Below are 17,257 nucleotides of genomic sequence, written 5' to 3'. Positions count from 1 at the left end.
CAAGCTGCCATACAAATCTTGGAGACCAAAAGGTCATGTCCTCATTTACGCTAATTGAAGATGAAGTAGTCGACAACAATGGGCAGGCCCGTTTTACCGTTTTTGGTGTGGGTGGCGGCGGTGGTAATGCGGTACAGCACATGGTGGAGTCAGAAATTTCTGGCGTAAAGTTTGTTTGTGCCAATACGGACAAGCAAGCGCTGGACCGGATGAAAGCGCCTTTTAATGTACAGCTTGGCCAGCAAAGTACCCGTGGCCTGGGTGCTGGTGCCAATCCGGAAGTAGGTCGCACCTCGGCTGAAGAAGCACGCGACCAGATCCGTGACCAGCTTGAAGGCACGGACATGGTATTTGTCACTGCCGGTATGGGTGGTGGCACGGGAACGGGTGCTGCGCCGGTTGTGGCAGAAGTAGCCAAGGAAATGGGAATTCTGACCGTTGGTGTGGTTACCACTCCTTTTGGATTTGAAGGCCGCAAGCGCCAGAGATCGGCTGAAAAAGGCATTGAGGAACTGGAACGCCACGTTGACTCACTCATTATTATTCCCAATGAAAAACTGCTGAGTGTGTACGGCGATATCTCCATGAAGGAAGCCTTTAAAAAGGCTGATGATGTGTTGCTAAATGCAGTACGCAGTATTTTTGATCTGGTGGTCAATCACGGTCACATTAACCTTGACTTCGCCGACCTGAAAACTGCCATGAGTACCCGTGGCTATGCCATGATGGGGATTGGGGCCAGCCGTGGTGAAGACCGTGCACGTCAGGCGGCAGAAATGGCAATTCGCAGCCCGCTGCTGGATCAGGTGCGTCTGGAAAATGCCAAGGGTGTGCTGATTAACATTACCAGTGGTGATGACATCAAGCCGCGCGAAGTGCAAATGATTTCCAATGTGGTCAGCCAGATTGTTGACCTGGATGAAGGCGATATTTTCTACGGTACAGTGTTTGACCCTGAAGCACGTGATGAGTTGCGCGTCACCGTCATTGCAACTGGCCTGAACCGCGATCCGGTAGATTTTTCGACGCCTGTTGCGCGTCCAGCCGCCGCACCAGCACCAGTTGCCCAGCCACAGCCTGCACCTGTAGTCCCGGTTGCTGCCAGCCAGCCAGTGGATGAGGATGATGCCCCTGCCATTAGCCGTCGTGCGCCTTCTGCTGCACCACAGCCGGCTCCAGCGCCGCAGCCAGCACCAGCGGCTCGTCCAGCGCCCATGAGCATTCAGGATTACCTGAAGAACCAGCAAAAGAAATAATCTTATTGCACTTGCCGGCTCTGAGCTGTAGGTGCTTTCAAAAAACAGGTCTGTAGATCAGTTGAACCTACAGGCCTGTTTTCTATTGAGGCCAATAATGTTAATTTAGGCGCCTTGCTTTTTAACACAGTTTTTTAAGATAGATCTTTATGCTGAAACAGCGAACCATCAAACAAGTGATCAGAGCCAGCGGCATTGGACTGCACAGCGGTAAAAACGTATTTATCAATTTTTTACCGCATGTGATTGATGGTGGCATTGTATTTCGGCGCATTGATCTTGATCCGCCAATTGATATTCCTGCCAATGCATTGCTGGTACAGGAAACGGTCATGTCATCCAATCTGGTCAAGGGGGAAGCCCGCATTGGCACGGTTGAGCACCTGATGAGTGCACTCGCAGGCATGGGCGTTGATAACATTATTATTGAAGTGTCTGCGCCGGAAATTCCCATTATGGATGGGAGTGCCGGGCCATTTATTTATTTGCTGCAAAAGGCAGGCTTGCAGGAGCAGGACGCGGCCAAAAAATACATTTGCATCCGGCAGCCTGTGGAAGTTTGTGTGGATGACAAGCGTGCGGCGTTTTTACCGCATCATGGTTTTAGCGTGCAGTTTACCATTGACTTTAATCATCCGGCCTTTAGCGAAGAATACAAGTCGGCTGAGGTAGATTTTTCTACTACTTCATTTATTGAGGAAATCAGTCAGGCGCGCACCTTTGGTTTTATGCGTGACCTGGAATACCTGCGCCAGCATAATCTGGCGCTTGGTGCCACGCTGGACAACGCCATTGCCGTGGATGAGCAGGGGGTGGTGAATGAAGAAGGCTTGCGTTTTGCCGATGAGTTTGTACGGCATAAAATGCTGGATGCCATTGGAGACTTATACCTGATTGGCCACAGCATTATTGGCCGCTTTGAAGGCTATAAATCCGGACATGCACTCAATAATCAACTACTACGTAAAATTTTAGCCACGCCGGAATGTTATGAAATTGTGACATTTGATGACGATGTAAATTGTCCGATTTCATACGTAAAAGTGAGTTAACTTCCTTATATCCCTAGGTTTGCAATGTAACTATCCACAACTTTTTGTGTACTTATGTTGCTTAAAAAATAGCCTAAATCCACATTGTGCTCACTTTTCGATCATTTTTTGCTTGCCAAACGTTGTAGCGCTTCGCTAAGCTCGCGGTCATGAATGAGGGTGGCAGCTTCCAGAATGGCTTGCCGGGTTGGCTCATCCAGTGGTGGTAAAGGCAGGTGTGGCACTACTTTTGGTGCTGGTTTTGCTTCTACAATGACCCTGATGGCACGTAAATTTTTAAACTCGGTGATGTTGCGAAGTTGCTTAACGTAATGCGTTTGTAAATATCGTAATTGGCTGACCGCTGCATATTGTTCAGCAGCAACGCACAGGATTCCTTCTTGAAAGGAAACCACTTGCCAGTTTTCATGTTGAGGCAACACTGGCTTTGTCAATTGCGTAAGCTTCTCCAAATAGAGCATTTGAGCTTGGAGAGATTGCAAACCCCCTGTTTTTAAATCCTGATGATGTGTGGCAAAGGCGTGAACTGGACGCTTCATGGCTAAGTCTTTGAGTTAAAAAAGCCGTTTAACCTTAAACGATTTTTTCATCCCGGAGCAAGTGGCAAACGCATCATCTGATCTAACAGCAGGACAGGAAAGAGATTATAGTTATATGCATAAGCGCCGGATTTTTTTAGCCTTATCTTTTACAGCATGGATTGCTTCATCATCATTTGCAAACCCACAGACTTTACTGAATTCTTCTGCTGACCAGACTGCACTGGACAGCTATGTCACCCAGATGTGGACCACCCAGCAACAGCTGGTTGATTCCCTGAGTGCCAGCGGCCTGATTGAGGCTGATGCACAGCATGATCACTACCATGACTATGGCACTGGGATGGGCGGTGAGTACAATGGCGAGATGAGTGTACTAGCAACTGCTGAGGATGATGGCATCCAGCAGCAGATTGATGAGATTTCCCGTCAGGCACAGGCCCGTCAGGACAATCTGGGTCAGTTGTCACAAGCATTAACCGTGACCCGTTCTTATCGGTCATCAGGTTCTGTTGCACCCGAAAGTAATTTAAATGTTAACGCCAATGCCTTGCTGGCAATTGAGCCGATTGCCAACGCGCGGGTATCCTCCAAGTTTGGCTACCGCACCATGTCGGGCCGCGGTGAATACCATCCGGGCATTGATCTGGCTGCACCGACTGGCACCCCGATTTATGCCACAGGCGATGGCATTGTTATCCGCGCGGGCTGGGTAAATGGCTATGGCAATCTGGTTGAAATTGACCATGGTAATGGTCTGATTACCCGTTACGGTCATGCATCGCGATTGTATGTATCGGTCGGTGACGTGGTAAAAGCCAACCAGAATATTGCTGCGGTGGGCTGCACCGGACGCTGTACTGGCCCGCATGTGCATTATGAAGTGTTAAAAGATGGCAAGCGTGAAAACCCGGCCACCTATCTGGCACTGGCACCCAAGCGCGAATCCTGATGCCGTTTTTGATAATGTGATTTCTGCGTTATCCTCATGATGAAAATACCCGGTTTTTACCGGGTTTTTTTTGCCTGAAATTTAAGTCTGGTTTATTGTTTTAGAACTTTTTGGCTCTCCACATTTTGCCCGATTGGGTTTGATACGGCATACATTATTTTTCAATTCTTTAGTCGATTGTCTATTGAATCCCGCTATGCTAAGTCCGTAAGGTAAGTGGCACCAACATTAGAAAATTGATAATAAAAGGAGAGCAGCATGGCGTTTTATCAGGACCCGGATGCGCTAGAAACTCAGGAGTGGCAGGATGCATTTGATTCGGTCATTTCGCATGTGGGCCTTGAACGTGCTGCTTTTCTGCTCAAAGCGTTATACCAGCAAGCCATTGCACGTCATGTGCCTATCCAGCGCTTAAATACACCGTATTTAAATACCATTGCGGTTGATGAAGAAGCAGGCCTGCCCGGTGATGCGCACATGGAGCGCCGTATTCGCGCCCTGATTCGCTGGAATGCATTGGCCATGGTGCTGCGTGCCAATTTAAGTGATGATCTGGGCGGCCATCTGGCGACCTTTGCCTCCAGCGCGACCTTGTACGATGTGGGCTTTAACCATTTTTTCCGCGCGCCGAGTGATCGTTTTGGCGGTGACATGATTTATTACCAAGGGCATTCGGCACCGGGGATTTATGCCCGTTCTTTTCTGGAAGGCCGGATTAGTGAGGAGCAACTGAGCAATTTCCGCCGTGAAGTGGGCGGTAAAGGGCTGTCCAGCTATCCGCACCCGTACCTGATGCCGGATTACTGGCAATTTCCTACCGTATCGATGGGCCTTGGCCCGATCATGTCGATTTATCAGGCGCATATTCAAAAATACCTCACCAACCGCAAGCTGATTAAGGACGAAAACCGCAAGGTCTGGGCCTTTCTGGGCGATGGTGAAATGGATGAGCCGGAAAGTCTGGGTGCCATTGCACTGGCAGGCCGCGAAAAGCTGGATAACCTGATCTGGGTGATTAACTGCAATTTGCAGCGGCTGGATGGCCCGGTGCGCGGCAATGGCAAGATCATTCAGGAGCTGGAATCTATTTTCCGCGGTGCAGGCTGGCGTGTGATCAAGGTGGTGTGGGGCCGGCGCTGGGATTCACTGCTGGCACGCGATAAATCCGGCGCCTTAAGACAACGCATGGAAGAAGCCGTTGATGGCGAATACCAGTTGTATCAGGCCAAGGGTGGTGCGTTTGCCCGTGAGCATTTCTTTGGCAAATATCCGGAAACCGCAGAACTGGTTGCGGATATGAGCGATGAGGACATTGATGCGCTGAACCGCGGTGGCCATGATCCGTTTAAGGTGTATGCTGCCTATGCTGAAGCTGTGAAGGGCAAGGGTCAGCCTACTGTAATTCTGGCCAAGACGGTCAAGGGCTATGGCCTGTCGGCAGAAGCGCAAAGTATTAACAAAACCCACCAGATTAAAAAGCTGCAAGCTGAGGCGCTAAAGTATTTCCGTGACCGCTTTAACCTGCCATTAACCGATGCGCAATTACCGGACTTGCCATTTTACCGTCCGGCTGAGGATTCTGCTGAAATCAAGTATATGCGGGCACGCCGCGAAGCCTTGGGTGGCTATTTGCCCATGCGTTGTCAAAAGGAAGAGCCGCTTGCCATTCCTGATCTGGATAGCTTCCAGCACGTAATTGAAGGCAGTGGTGACAAGGAATATTCCACCACCATGGTGATGGTACGGATTTTGTCAGCCTTGCTGAAAAACAAGGCGCTCAGTGACCGGGTCGTGCCGATTGTGCCGGATGAAGCACGTACTTTTGGTTTAGAGGGCATGTTTCGCCAGTTGGGGATTTATTCGGCCAGCGGCCAGCTGTATACCTCGGAAGACAGCGAGCAGCTGATGAGCTACCGCGAGGCTGAAAACGGCCATATGCTGCAAGAAGGCATTAATGAAGCCGGGGCGCTTAGTGCGTGGATTGCGCTGGGCACCAGTTATTCCACCAATGCACTGCCCATGATTCCGTTTTACATGTTTTATTCCATGTTTGGTTTCCAGCGGGTGGGTGACCTGATCTGGGCAGCGGGGGATTGTCAGGCACAGGGCTTTTTACTGGGTGCTACCGCAGGCCGCACCACCTTAAATGGCGAAGGCTTGCAGCATCAGGATGGCCACTCACTGCTGCTGGCCAATACCGTGCCCAATTGCATGAGCTATGACCCGTGCTTTGGTTATGAACTGGCAGTGATTGTGCAGGATGGCCTGCGCCGCATGTATGGCTCCAAAGATCAGGGCGGTGGCGAGCGGATTTTTTATTACCTCACGGTGATGAATGAAAATTATGTGCAGCCTGCCATGCCGGAAGGCGTGGAGGAAGGCATTCGCCGCGGCATGTATCTGCTACAGGAAGATGAGCAGGCCACGGTGCAATTGCTGGGTTCCGGCGTCATCCTGCGTGAAGTGCAAAAAGCCGCGCAAATTTTGAAAGATGAGTATGCCATTCATGCCAATGTCTGGAGCGTTACCAGCTTTAATGAACTGGCGCGTGATGGCATGAAGTGCGAGCTGCAAAACCGCCTGCATCCAATTTGTGAAGAAACCGATATTCAGGTGCCTTGGGTGGCACAACAACTGGCAAACCATCAGGGTATTGTGGTGGCTGCCACCGATTATGTGCGGGCTTACAGTGAGCAAATTCGTGCTTATCTGCCGGACAGTCGCCCTTATGTGACACTGGGCACCGATGGTTTTGGCCGCTCAGACACCCGGGAAAACCTGCGTGCCTATTTTGGCGTGGATGCCGCGCATATCGTGGTGGCAACCTTAAAGCTACTGGCGGACGAAGGTGAAGTGGATCGTCGCATGGTGAAGGATGCTATTTCCAGTTTTGAGCTGGAAACGGATGTACCGGCCCCGTGGCTACCTCAAGCAGCAGCGCCGATTAATGATGTCACCACCGCCAAATCCAGCATCAATCAGGACAATGCCCATGCTTCAAGCAATATAGAACATGAAGCGCTCGATTCAGCCAATCAAAACTCGCAAGTATTAAGTCCACAACAATCAAGCCCAGAACAGCCAAGCCCAACACAACACAGCCAAATCTTGGAACAATCTGACAGCACAACAGAACAGGAGTAAGCAGTATGGAGATTAAAGCCCCTGATCTGGGCGTGGATAGCGCAGATGTCTCAGAGATTCTGGTAAAAGTCGGCGATAGTATTGAAAAGGAACAAAGCCTGCTGGTGTTGGAGTCGGCAAAAGCCAGCGTGGAAGTGCCGAGTCCGGCCAGTGGGGTAATTAAAGCCATTGCCATCCGTCAGGGCCAAAGCGTGAAGCAGGGCGATGTGCTGTTTGAACTGGAAGGTGATACGGCTGAGCAGCCAGCGCCTAATGAAAATAGTAATGTGGACGAATCAGATCAGGTCGCGCCAGCACAACAAATGGCTACTGAGCAGGATGAATCAGCTTCTGAATCCGGTATTAAGGACGTTAAAGTACCTGACCTGGGTGTGGATGAAGCGGATGTGTCAGAAATTCTGGTGCGTGTAGGTGACAGCATTGCAAAGGATCAAAGCCTGATTGTGCTGGAATCGGCCAAGGCCAGTGTTGAAGTGCCCAGTCCAGTGAGTGGGACGGTTAAGGAAATCAAGCTGAAAACCGGCCAGAAAGTTAAACAGGGTATGGTCATTTTAAGCCTTGAACACAGTGAAGCAAATGCAACAGCTAACAATCCTGAGCCTGATGCTAAAACCCAGCAGCAGACAGCGCAGCCGGACGCACCTGTAACCCAACTCCAAAATTCGACTCAAGCGTCAGCGTACCCTCAAGAATCAATACAGCTTGGCAACCCAACGCATACGCCTGCACAAGATCAGGTTCAGGGCCAGTCTTTAAATGCTGAACAAATCAAGGCTAATAGTGAAGTATATGCAGGGCCGGCAGTGCGGCAACTGGCCCGCCAATTGGGCGTGGTGCTGGCGCAAGTCACGCCATCCGGTGCCAATCAGCGCATTCTTAAGGAAGATGTATTTGCCTTTGTGAAGCAGACGCTGGGTACAGACAAAGTTGCTACTTCCGGTCAACATGCCGTATTGGCTAGCAATGGTTTACCAGCCTTGCCGGATTTTGAAAAGTTTGGTGGCAGTACCCTTCAGCCGATGTCACGCCTGCAACAGGTGTCTGTCCCGCAACTTTCCTTAAACAACTATATTCCGCAAGTCACGCAGTTTGATCAGGCCGATATCACTGAACTGGAAAACTGGCGTAATACACTCAAAGCTGATTATAGAAAACAGAATATCAGCCTGACCATTCTGGCATTTATTGTAAAGGCTGTGGCGTATTTGCTGAAAAAGGAATCTTATTTTAATAGCCATCTGGCTGATGACCAAAAAGCCATTGTCGTGCGCAATGAAATTCATCTGGGGATTGCGGTGGCAACGCAAGATGGCTTGACGGTGCCCGTGCTGCGTAATCCGGATACCTTAAGTATTCAAGACATTGCCATCCAGTTGGGCAAGCTGAGCCAGAAGGCCCGGGATAAAAAGCTTAAGCCGCAGGAACTGCAAGGAGCCAGCTTTACCATTACCAGTCTGGGCAGTATTGGCGGAACGGCATTTACGCCGTTGGTGAACTGGCCGCAGGTGGCTATTCTGGGAATTTCACCAGCCAGCATGCAACCGGTTTGGAGCGGTCAGGATTTTAAGCCGCGCCTGATGCTGCCCTTGTCGCTGTCGTATGATCACCGGGTCATTAATGGGGCAGATGCCGCCCGCTTTACCCACGCGTTGAGCGAAATATTGTCTGATATACGCCGTGTATTGCTGTAAGTGCATTTTGAGACAAGTCACTGTTGGGTAGCATGGCGCACTCACGAGTCAGTTAATGTATTAGTGGCTTTTCAACATTTAAATCTGGACAGACTGGTGTGATTCCTGCTTTAAATTCTCAAGTATTTAAGGCAGGAAAATCCAGTGAGCGGGATAAAAACCAGTGAAATGTCATGGCAATGCTAAAACCCCGTCGCGTTTATCGTCGACTTTCGGTTATAATGCCGCACGAAACTAACCAGTGAGACTGTTATGCTGACCATCGTTCAAGAAGCGTTAACCTTCGATGATGTCTTGTTACTCCCTGCTTATTCAAATGTTCTTCCAAAAGATGTCTCGTTAAAGACACGTTTGACCCGCGACATTGAACTCAATATTCCGCTGGTTTCTGCTGCCATGGATACTGTCACCGAATCCCGCATGGCGATTGCCATTGCACAGGAAGGCGGTATTGGCATTTTGCACAAAAATATGGATATTGCCGCGCAGGCTGCCGAGGTTCGCCGGGTCAAGAAATACGAAGCTGGCATGGTGAAAGACCCAATTACCGTATCGCCAGATACCACGGTGGGTGAACTGATTGCCCTGACCCATGCGCACAAGATTAGTGGTGTACCGGTGGTCGTGGGCAACAAAGTGGTTGGCATTGTAACAGGCCGGGATACCCGCTTTGAAACCAACCTGAACCAGCCGGTGAGCAATATCATGACGCCGCAGGATCAGTTGGTGACTGTACGGGAAGGCGAATCCAATGAAAAAATCAAGGCACTGCTGCAACAGCACCGCATTGAAAAAGTGCTGGTGATTGCCGATGACTTTGTTTTAAAAGGCCTGATCACGGTCAATGACTTCCGTAAGGCTGAGTTATACCCCAATGCCTGTAAGGACAATCAGGGTCGCTTGCGGGTGGGCGCAGCGGTTGGTACAGGTGCTGATACGCCATCCCGCGTGGAAGCGCTGGTCGATGCTGGTGCCGATGTGATTGTGGTCGATACTGCCCATGGTCATTCACATGGTGTAATTGAGCGTGTGCGCTGGGTTAAACAGAATTTCCCGCATATTCAGGTGATTGGTGGCAACATTGCTACTGGTGATGCAGCACTGGCCTTGCTGGATGCTGGCGCGGATGCGGTAAAAGTCGGCATTGGCCCCGGTTCGATTTGTACCACGCGCATTGTGGCGGGTATTGGTGTGCCACAAATTTCAGCCATTGATAACGTGGCGCGTGCCTTAAATGAACAAATTCCCTTAATTGCCGATGGCGGTATCCGTTATTCAGGTGATGTGGCCAAGGCCATTGCAGCTGGTGCCAGTGCCATCATGATTGGCTCACTGCTGGCAGGTACCGAAGAAGCACCGGGTGAAGTTGAACTGTTCCAGGGGCGCTATTACAAGGCATACCGTGGCATGGGTTCACTAGGTGCCATGGCTGGTGCGACGGGGTCATCCGACCGTTATTTCCAGGATGCCAAAGAAGGTGTGGAAAAGCTGGTGCCGGAAGGCATTGAAGGCCGCGTGCCCTATAAAGGCCCGATGAGCGGTATTGTGCATCAGTTAGTGGGTGGCTTGCGTTCATCCATGGGTTATACCGGTTCCAAGGATATTCCGACCATGCGCAGCGAACCGAAATTTGTCAAAATTACGGCAGCAGGCATGAAAGAATCGCATGTGCATGATGTGACCATTACCAAGGAAGCACCAAACTATCGGGTGGGCTAATTTTAGCCTGGCCTAAATCTGCTTCAGCTTGTCTTAAAAACCGTCAAAATTTTTGGCGGTTTTTTTGTTTTACTCAATTTAATTTTTACAAAAACTTAAAATTTTTAAGTAAACTTTGTTTTAACCTATAAGGTTTGGTATTGCACTAAATAATCTTAGCGAGAAAAGAACATGAGCCACTTTGGCACCGACGGCATTCGTGGAAAATTTGGCGAAGACCCAATTACCCCGGAATTTGCATTAAAACTGGGCTTTGCGGCAGGACGCGTGTTTGCCAGTCAGGCGAAAAAAGGCCAGGCCAAAGTGATGATGGGCAAGGATACCCGCTTATCGGGTTATGTATTGGAAGCGGCATTGCAGGCTGGCCTAAATGCGGCTGGTGTGGATGTGCTGATGCTTGGCCCGCTGCCGACTCCAGCCATTGCACATTTAACTAGGGCATTTCATGCAGATGCCGGTATTGTCATTTCAGCCTCGCACAATCCTTATTTTGACAATGGCATCAAGTTTTTTTCTGCGGAAGGCAAAAAATTGCCGGATGAGCTACAAAATGCCATTAGCGCGCAACTGGAACAGCCGATTGAAATTGCCGCACCTGACCGGCTGGGCAAAAGCTACCGGATCAAGGATGCCAATGGCCGTTATATTGAATTCTGCAAGTCCAGCTTTCCGTATCAGTTAAATCTGACAGGCCTGAAGATTGTCATTGACTGTGCCAATGGTGCCGGTTACATGGTGGGGCCAGCCATTTTGCGTGAACTGGGAGCAACAGTCATTGCACTGCACAGCCAGCCGGATGGCCTGAACATTAATGCTGATTGTGGTTCTACTCATCCGGAAAGCCTGCAAAAAGCCGTGGTGGATCATCAGGCAGATGTAGGTATTGCGCTGGACGGTGATGCTGACCGTATTATCATGGTGGATCAGCACGGTAAGCTGGTGGATGGCGATGCCATTTTATACATTCTGGCCACGCAGGCCGGTTGTGCCGTTGATGGGGTGGTTGGCACACTGATGAGCAATATGGGTCTGGAACTGGCGCTAAAGGCGCATAATATTGCCTTTAAGCGGGCCAAGGTGGGTGACCGCTATGTGATGGCGGAGCTTGAAGAAAGCCACTGGCAAATTGGCGGTGAACCTTCCGGCCATATTTTATGTCTGGATAAAAGCACTACCGGCGATGCACTGATTTGTGGCTTGCAGGTTCTGGCGCAAATGGTGGCACAGCAAAAAGCGCTGCATGAGCTGACAGAAGGCCTAAGCATTTTACCGCAGGCGTTGGTGAATGTAAGACTGGCGCAAATGCTTGATCCGTATGCCGACCCCGCCTTAAGCCAGGCATTTGATGAAGCAGAACAGCAACTGGCCGGACGTGGCCGCTTACTGATTCGTAAATCAGGCACTGAGCCAGTGATCCGGGTCATGGTAGAAGGTGAAACGCAGGCGCAGGTCGACCAGCTGGCCAATCAACTGGCTGAGCTGATTCGTAGCCGGGCCATTGCTGCATAAGTAATTTAAGAAATGTGCAGTGCTGGCAGTATGATTTTAAGGTCAAGCAGGCGAGGGCAATATGAGTGTAAAGGATCTCAGCGAATTACGGCAAAATTATGGCAAAGGCAGTTTGCAGGTGCATGATGTGTCCGCCGATCCTTTAGACCAGTTCCTGAAGTGGTTAGATCACGCCTTGCAGGCACAGGTTACCGAGCCTTATGCCATGACGCTGGCTACCGCTGATGGCAATGGCCGTCCGCATGCCCGCACCGTGTTATTGCGTGGTGCAGACGCAAGCGGTTTTTATTTTTACAGTAATTATAATAGCCAAAAAGGACAGGATCTGGCGGCTAATCCATATGCCGAGCTGCTGTTCTTCTGGCCTGCACTGGAACAGCAAGTGCGCATTCACGGATCGGTTGAGCGCATTAGCGAGCAGGAATCCACCGCTTATTATCACAAGCGTCCACGGGACAGCCAGATTGCCGCGCATGTCAGTACCCCGCAAAGCGGCATCATTGAAAGTCGTGAATTGCTGGAACAGCGCTTTGCCGATTTAAACCGCCAGCTTGAACACATCACCAATATTGAAAAACCGGTATTTTGGGGTGGTTATTGCCTTAAACCATATTCTTATGAGTTTTGGCAGGGGCGTCCCAACCGCCTGCATGACCGCCTAAAGTATCTTCCTGATGATTCAAGCGACACAGGCTGGCGTATTGAGCGTTTAATGCCTTAAATTCTGTTGCTATTATTTTCCGTCATGACGGATTACATGATAGTTTGCAGCCTATATTTTCCTGTAAATCCATTTTGCATTTGCCATGTCCTCATACCAGTTAATTGCCCGTCCCTGTCCGCCTGTTGCCGGGCAACTGGCCGAGCATATTTCTCCCTTGCTGGCACGGCTGTATGCAGCGCGCGGTGTCGATTCGGCCGAACAACTGAGCCTTAAACTCAACCGACTGATTCCCGCCCAACAGCTGAAAGGACTGGACTGTGCAGTTAAGCTGCTGGATCAGGCCATTGATCAGCAAACCCGCATCTTGATTGTCGGTGATTTTGATGCCGATGGGGCAACCAGCACGGCGCTCATGATGCTAGCACTAGGTCAAATGGGTGCTTGTGTTCATTATCTGGTGCCAGACCGCTTTAAGTATGGTTATGGTTTGACGCCGGAAATTGTGGCACTGGCCATTGATGACTACCAGCCGCAACTGATTGTGACGGTGGATAACGGCATTTCCAGTCATAGTGGTGTTGAAGCCGCGCATGCAGCCGGAATTAAGGTCATTATCACGGACCATCACCTGACCACTAAAACACCGCCAGAATGTGCTGCCGTCGTAAATCCCAACCAGCCGGATTGCAATTTTGGTAGCAAGGCACTGGCTGGTGTGGGTGTGGCCTTTTATGTGCTGGCTGCACTGGCAACGCAGCGCAAACAGCAGAGCAAAGCCAGCATTAATCTCACCCAGTATCTGGATATTGTGGCGATTGGTACAGTGGCTGACGTTGCACAACTGGATTTTAATAACCGCATTCTGGTGGCTGCCGGAGTTGAGCGTATCCGGCAGGGAGTATGTCGCCCCGGTGTGCTGGCCCTGCTGGAAGTTGCAGGCCGTGAAGCCTATAAAATTAGCCCACAGGATCTGGGTTTTGTGATTGGCCCGCGCATTAATGCCGCTGGACGTATGGAAAACATGCGCATTGGGATTGATTGCCTGCTGGCCAATAGCTTTGATGAGGCATGGCCGCTAGCACAAAAGCTGGATGAGCTGAATCGTGAGCGCCGTCGGGTTGAAGCACAAATGAAGCAGGAAGCGCTGGACTTGCTGGCGCATTCAGCCTATCGCAACCTGAGCGATATTCCACCCGCCATTGTACTGTTTGAACCCAACTGGCATCAGGGTGTAATTGGTATCGTGGCCGGACGCTTAAAAGAGCAGTTTCACCGACCGACCATTGTATTTGCCCCCAGTGAGGATGGATTGTTTGTTAAAGGTTCAGCGCGCTCCATTGCGGGCATTCATATCCGCGATGCCATTGAGCGAGTGGCTGAACAGTATCCTGAACTGGTAAGCCATTTTGGCGGGCATGCCATGGCCGCAGGGTTAACCTTGCCACGCCAGCAATTTGAAGCTTTTACCCAGGTTTTCCAGCAAATTATTGCGGAACATGACCCAAGCCTGTTTGATGCACGGCTACTGACGGATGGCGAATTGCAAGCCCATGAGTTTAGTCTGGATACTGCGCGCGACCTTGCGCATGCCGGGCCATGGGGACAGGGTTTTCCTGCACCACTATTTGAAGGGCTATTTAAGGTGCTGGAATATCGCTGGTTGCAGGATAAACACTTAAAACTGTTGTTACAGCATCCTGATCATAAGCAACGTATTGATGCCATTTATTTTAATGCCAAGCGACAACACTGGCCTGACACCATGCCCAAGCTTCGACTAGTTTATCAACTGGATATTAACGAATATCAAGGCAGGCAACGGTTACAATTGCTGATACAACATGCTGAAATTGTGACTTAAACGGCATACCTTAAAACAAGCCATAAAAAAGCCGCTAAACAGAATGAGTAGCGGCTTTTTTTAAAGGATTAATGCTTAGAAACGGTAGGTTCCGCGGATACCTACAGTGTTGGTGTCATCACCAAAACCTAGCTCACCTTGTACGCTGGTTTGCTGGTTAATAAATTTACGGGCACGAACACTAAAAGTGTCTTTATTATCAACACCATTATCAATATTTTGATATTTACCACCGATACTAAAAGTATTATCTACAAAATAATCGGCAAGAAAATTATATTCATCATTATCCCCAAATACACCACCCGCTTCAAAGTTCCAGTCGTGCTGACCTACACGGGTTACATACTTGGCCCGGATTGATGGATCAGTATTACTATCATCATCTCTTTCAGTACCTACAAGACCAGCTGCAATCAGGAAGTTTGGTGCAGGTAAATAACCGATTTCAGCACCGTACTTATTAACGTGATCATAATCATCTTCAACACGTGCTAACTTACCTGACACATAGAAATCAGTATTTGGTACGTAGTATTCGCCTTTGATGCCGTATTCAGTTTTTTCATTATCGGCATCGTTAGTAGCAACATTGACACCAACATTGCTGGCGCGATTCATAAAAGCAGCTTCAGCCAGTGGCGCATTATTATCCGTTACTGGATTGAAGTAGTAGGTTGCATCCAGGCCAAATGCATTCACACTGTCACTGTTATCATTATCAAAATAAGTGTAATCCGCACCTACTTCAGTTTGATAGGCATTTGCTGCAGACATAGTGGCTAGTAGTGCAGCAGCCAGCGCTAATTTTTTCATGATATCTCTCCAAAACGAATGAAATTATTTGTTACACATTTGCCATCTTACAGCGCGTAAGAAATTAGTCAAACCTGAACCTGTTAACTGCAATTTAGCTACTTTTTATGATTTATTTCAATGAATTAATATTTTAATTTATAAAGTTATGCACTCATATGACACACATTTTGTAAATATTTCAGACTTTTTGCCCTAACTTGTAACATTTCTGCAACCATTTCTTGGCTTGTTTACCAAGGCCATACTTAAAAATATGAATCACAACGCTGCACTTTGTAGCCAGTGTTAAAAAAAGAAATAGACGTTTAGATATTTTTGAAAAATGCTATAGCTGTTGAGCAATAAGGTGGACGTGCTAAAATTCAGGTTCATTTATGACTGTTTTGAGATGTATTGTGGAAATTAATCCGTATCTGGTTCGGTTAAAGGACTTGCGTGAGCGTGGTCAGACGCTTAGGGGGTATCTTTGACTACGACCATAAAAAAGAGCGACTGGAAGAAGTCCTGCGCGAACTAGAAGACCCTGCCATCTGGAATGACCAGAGCCGTGCGCAGGCGATGGCCAAGGAAAAGGGCGAGCTGGAAAATATTGTGGGTGTGCTAGATGATTTAAGCCAGCAACTGGAAGATGCACAGGCCATGCTGGATCTGGCAGTAGAAGCAGATGAAGAAAGCTTGCTGGATGATGTAGATAGCGAACTTAAAACCGCAGATGCAGCGGTAGGCAAGCTGGAATTTCGCCGCATGTTCAGTAACCAGATGGACCCGAATAACTGCTTTCTGGATATTCAGGCTGGTTCAGGTGGCACTGAAGCACAGGACTGGGCTTCCATGCTGTTGCGTATGTACCTGCGCTGGATTGAGCGTCATGGCTTTAAGGCTGAAGTCATGGAAGAATCTGATGGCGACGTGGCCGGGATTAAAAGCGCCACCATCCGGGTGGAAGGCGAATATGCCTTTGGCTGGCTTAGAACTGAAACCGGGGTGCATCGCCTAGTACGCAAGTCGCCATTTGACAGTGGCAACCGTCGCCATACTTCGTTTTCAGCCGTGTTTGTGTCGCCAGAAGTGGATGACAATATTGAAATTGATATCAATCCAGCCGATGTTCGCACGGATACTTATCGGGCTTCCGGTGCGGGTGGTCAGCACATTAACAAAACCGATTCGGCAGTGCGTTTGACGCATGTTCCTACTGGAACGGTGGTGGCTTGCCAGAATGAACGCAGCCAGCATGCCAACCGCGACCGTGCTTGGAAGCTGTTACGTGCCAAATTATATGAGCTGGAAATCCAGAAGCGTAATGAAGCCCAACAGGCGTTGGAAGCCACCAAGTCTGATATTGGCTGGGGCAGCCAGATTCGTTCCTACGTGCTGGATGATTCACGCGTGAAGGACTTGCGCACCGGGGTAGAAAATTCTAATACCGGTGCTGTGCTGGATGGCGATCTGGACAAGTTTATTGAAGCCAGTCTGAAAATGGGGCTTTAATCCGCAAATTCGGATAGAAAAATACTTGCAGGGAAAGGGCAATATGACATTGCCCTTTTTTTGATACATCTTATTTCAATTTTACGATTTATACATCTAAAAAAAGCGATACATATATCGAAAATATGCTATATAGTAATCCTGCGCAGAAAAGCAGAATGAATTGGTTATAATAGTGCTGGCAATACACAATGCTTGCTGACGACCTAAGCTGAGGATAAGTGCATGACAAATCAGATTGATAGCGAAGCGATTTTAAAGGCGCTGGCCAATCCGGTGCGTCGTGAAATCCTGCAATGGCTTAAACAGCCAGAGCATTATTTTCCAGCCCAGCATGTGTCTGTAAGCCACGGGGTATGTGCCGGACAGATTGATGCCAAGACCGGTTTGTCGCAATCAACGGTGTCAAATCATCTGGCTGTATTGCAAAAATCAGGTTTGATTTGTTGCCAGAAAGTAGGGCAATGGTCGTTTTACCAGCGTAATGAAGCCGTCATTCAGCAATTTCTGCAATCTTTACAACGCGATTTATAAGACCTGACGTCAATCAATACAGGTCA

12 protein-coding genes and 1 pseudogene are annotated in these 17,257 nt (G+C 49.1%); 11 read left to right on the top strand and 2 right to left on the bottom strand.

Features of this window, described 5'->3' with window-relative positions:
* The first annotated feature begins 35 nt into the window (after positions 1–35).
* Positions 36–1,256, top strand: a complete 1,221-nt coding sequence (gene ftsZ / locus E2B99_RS07515) for a cell division protein FtsZ (RefSeq protein WP_134244295.1) — start codon at positions 36–38, stop codon at positions 1,254–1,256.
* A gap of 149 nt (positions 1,257–1,405) precedes the next feature.
* The gene (lpxC, locus tag E2B99_RS07510) at positions 1,406–2,308 is read left to right on the top strand and encodes a UDP-3-O-acyl-N-acetylglucosamine deacetylase (RefSeq protein ID WP_134244294.1); all 903 of its coding nucleotides are present in this window, start codon (positions 1,406–1,408) and stop codon (positions 2,306–2,308) included.
* A 101-nt stretch (positions 2,309–2,409) separates the two neighbouring features.
* On the opposite strand, the gene E2B99_RS07505 is transcribed toward lpxC, so the two are convergent.
* Positions 2,410–2,847, bottom strand: coding sequence for a DciA family protein (locus E2B99_RS07505; RefSeq protein WP_026471728.1), 438 nt, complete (start codon positions 2,845–2,847; stop codon positions 2,410–2,412).
* Positions 2,848–2,908: 61 nt separating this feature from the next.
* Here E2B99_RS07505 and E2B99_RS15030 point away from each other — a divergent pair, with 61 nt between their 5' ends.
* From E2B99_RS15030 to recJ, 7 genes and pseudogenes are all read left to right on the top strand, one after another.
* On the top strand, positions 2,909–3,799 hold the full coding sequence (locus E2B99_RS15030) for a M23 family metallopeptidase (protein ID WP_346553911.1): 891 nt from the start codon (positions 2,909–2,911) through the stop codon (positions 3,797–3,799).
* Positions 3,800–4,057: 258 nt separating this feature from the next.
* A pseudogene (aceE, locus tag E2B99_RS07495) lies at positions 4,058–6,754 on the top strand (pyruvate dehydrogenase (acetyl-transferring), homodimeric type); the annotation flags it as partial.
* A 194-nt stretch (positions 6,755–6,948) separates the two neighbouring features.
* Positions 6,949–8,634, top strand: coding sequence for a 2-oxo acid dehydrogenase subunit E2 (locus E2B99_RS07490; RefSeq protein WP_134244293.1), 1,686 nt, complete (start codon positions 6,949–6,951; stop codon positions 8,632–8,634).
* Positions 8,635–8,886: 252 nt separating this feature from the next.
* Positions 8,887–10,353, top strand: a complete 1,467-nt coding sequence (gene guaB, locus E2B99_RS07485) for an IMP dehydrogenase (RefSeq protein WP_134244292.1) — start codon at positions 8,887–8,889, stop codon at positions 10,351–10,353.
* A 171-nt stretch (positions 10,354–10,524) separates the two neighbouring features.
* Complete coding sequence (glmM, locus tag E2B99_RS07480; RefSeq protein WP_134244291.1) at positions 10,525–11,862, top strand: phosphoglucosamine mutase; 1,338 nt, start codon at positions 10,525–10,527, stop codon at positions 11,860–11,862.
* 61 nt (positions 11,863–11,923) lie between these two features.
* Complete coding sequence (gene pdxH / locus E2B99_RS07475) at positions 11,924–12,583, top strand: pyridoxamine 5'-phosphate oxidase (protein WP_134244290.1); 660 nt, start codon at positions 11,924–11,926, stop codon at positions 12,581–12,583.
* Between the two features lie 85 nt (positions 12,584–12,668).
* The gene (gene recJ, locus E2B99_RS07470; RefSeq protein ID WP_134244289.1) at positions 12,669–14,387 is read left to right on the top strand and encodes a single-stranded-DNA-specific exonuclease RecJ; all 1,719 of its coding nucleotides are present in this window, start codon (positions 12,669–12,671) and stop codon (positions 14,385–14,387) included.
* Positions 14,388–14,462: 75 nt separating this feature from the next.
* Here recJ and E2B99_RS07465 read toward each other — a convergent pair whose 3' ends face one another.
* Entirely contained in the window at positions 14,463–15,203 is a 741-nt protein-coding gene (locus tag E2B99_RS07465) for a putative porin (RefSeq protein WP_134244288.1), read from the bottom strand.
* A 395-nt stretch (positions 15,204–15,598) separates the two neighbouring features.
* On the opposite strand from E2B99_RS07465, the gene prfB reads away from it, so the two are divergent.
* Both prfB and E2B99_RS07455 read left to right on the top strand, forming a co-directional pair.
* A protein-coding gene (prfB, locus tag E2B99_RS07460; RefSeq protein WP_134244412.1) for a peptide chain release factor 2 occupies positions 15,599–16,697 on the top strand; the annotation gives its coding sequence in 2 pieces (ribosomal slippage) (positions 15,599–15,673 and positions 15,675–16,697; 1,098 coding nt in all).
* Between the two features lie 237 nt (positions 16,698–16,934).
* The gene (locus E2B99_RS07455) at positions 16,935–17,231 is read left to right on the top strand and encodes an ArsR/SmtB family transcription factor (RefSeq protein ID WP_240687773.1); all 297 of its coding nucleotides are present in this window, start codon (positions 16,935–16,937) and stop codon (positions 17,229–17,231) included.
* Positions 17,232–17,257 lie beyond the last annotated feature (26 nt).

It is taken from the genome of Alkanindiges illinoisensis (genome assembly GCF_004377485.1).
Classification (GTDB): domain Bacteria; phylum Pseudomonadota; class Gammaproteobacteria; order Pseudomonadales; family Moraxellaceae; genus Alkanindiges; species Alkanindiges illinoisensis_A.
The sequence above is the reverse complement of the archived record's forward strand: the minus strand, read 5'-3'. Positions and strand labels throughout refer to the sequence as shown.

What these genes read in the sequence shown, in the direction of transcription:
- recJ (WP_134244289.1), top strand. Translation starts at nt 12,669, where the DNA reads ATGTCCTCATACCAGTTAATTGCCCGTCCCTGTCCGCCTGTTGCCGGG.
- E2B99_RS07465 (WP_134244288.1), bottom strand. Translation starts at nt 15,203, where the DNA reads ATGAAAAAATTAGCGCTGGCTGCTGCACTACTAGCCACTATGTCTGCA.
- E2B99_RS07490 (WP_134244293.1), top strand. Translation starts at nt 6,949, where the DNA reads ATGGAGATTAAAGCCCCTGATCTGGGCGTGGATAGCGCAGATGTCTCA.
- E2B99_RS07505 (WP_026471728.1), bottom strand. Translation starts at nt 2,847, where the DNA reads ATGAAGCGTCCAGTTCACGCCTTTGCCACACATCATCAGGATTTAAAA.
- lpxC (WP_134244294.1), top strand. Translation starts at nt 1,406, where the DNA reads ATGCTGAAACAGCGAACCATCAAACAAGTGATCAGAGCCAGCGGCATT.
- glmM (WP_134244291.1), top strand. Translation starts at nt 10,525, where the DNA reads ATGAGCCACTTTGGCACCGACGGCATTCGTGGAAAATTTGGCGAAGAC.
- guaB (WP_134244292.1), top strand. Translation starts at nt 8,887, where the DNA reads ATGCTGACCATCGTTCAAGAAGCGTTAACCTTCGATGATGTCTTGTTA.
- pdxH (WP_134244290.1), top strand. Translation starts at nt 11,924, where the DNA reads ATGAGTGTAAAGGATCTCAGCGAATTACGGCAAAATTATGGCAAAGGC.
- ftsZ (WP_134244295.1), top strand. Translation starts at nt 36, where the DNA reads ATGTCCTCATTTACGCTAATTGAAGATGAAGTAGTCGACAACAATGGG.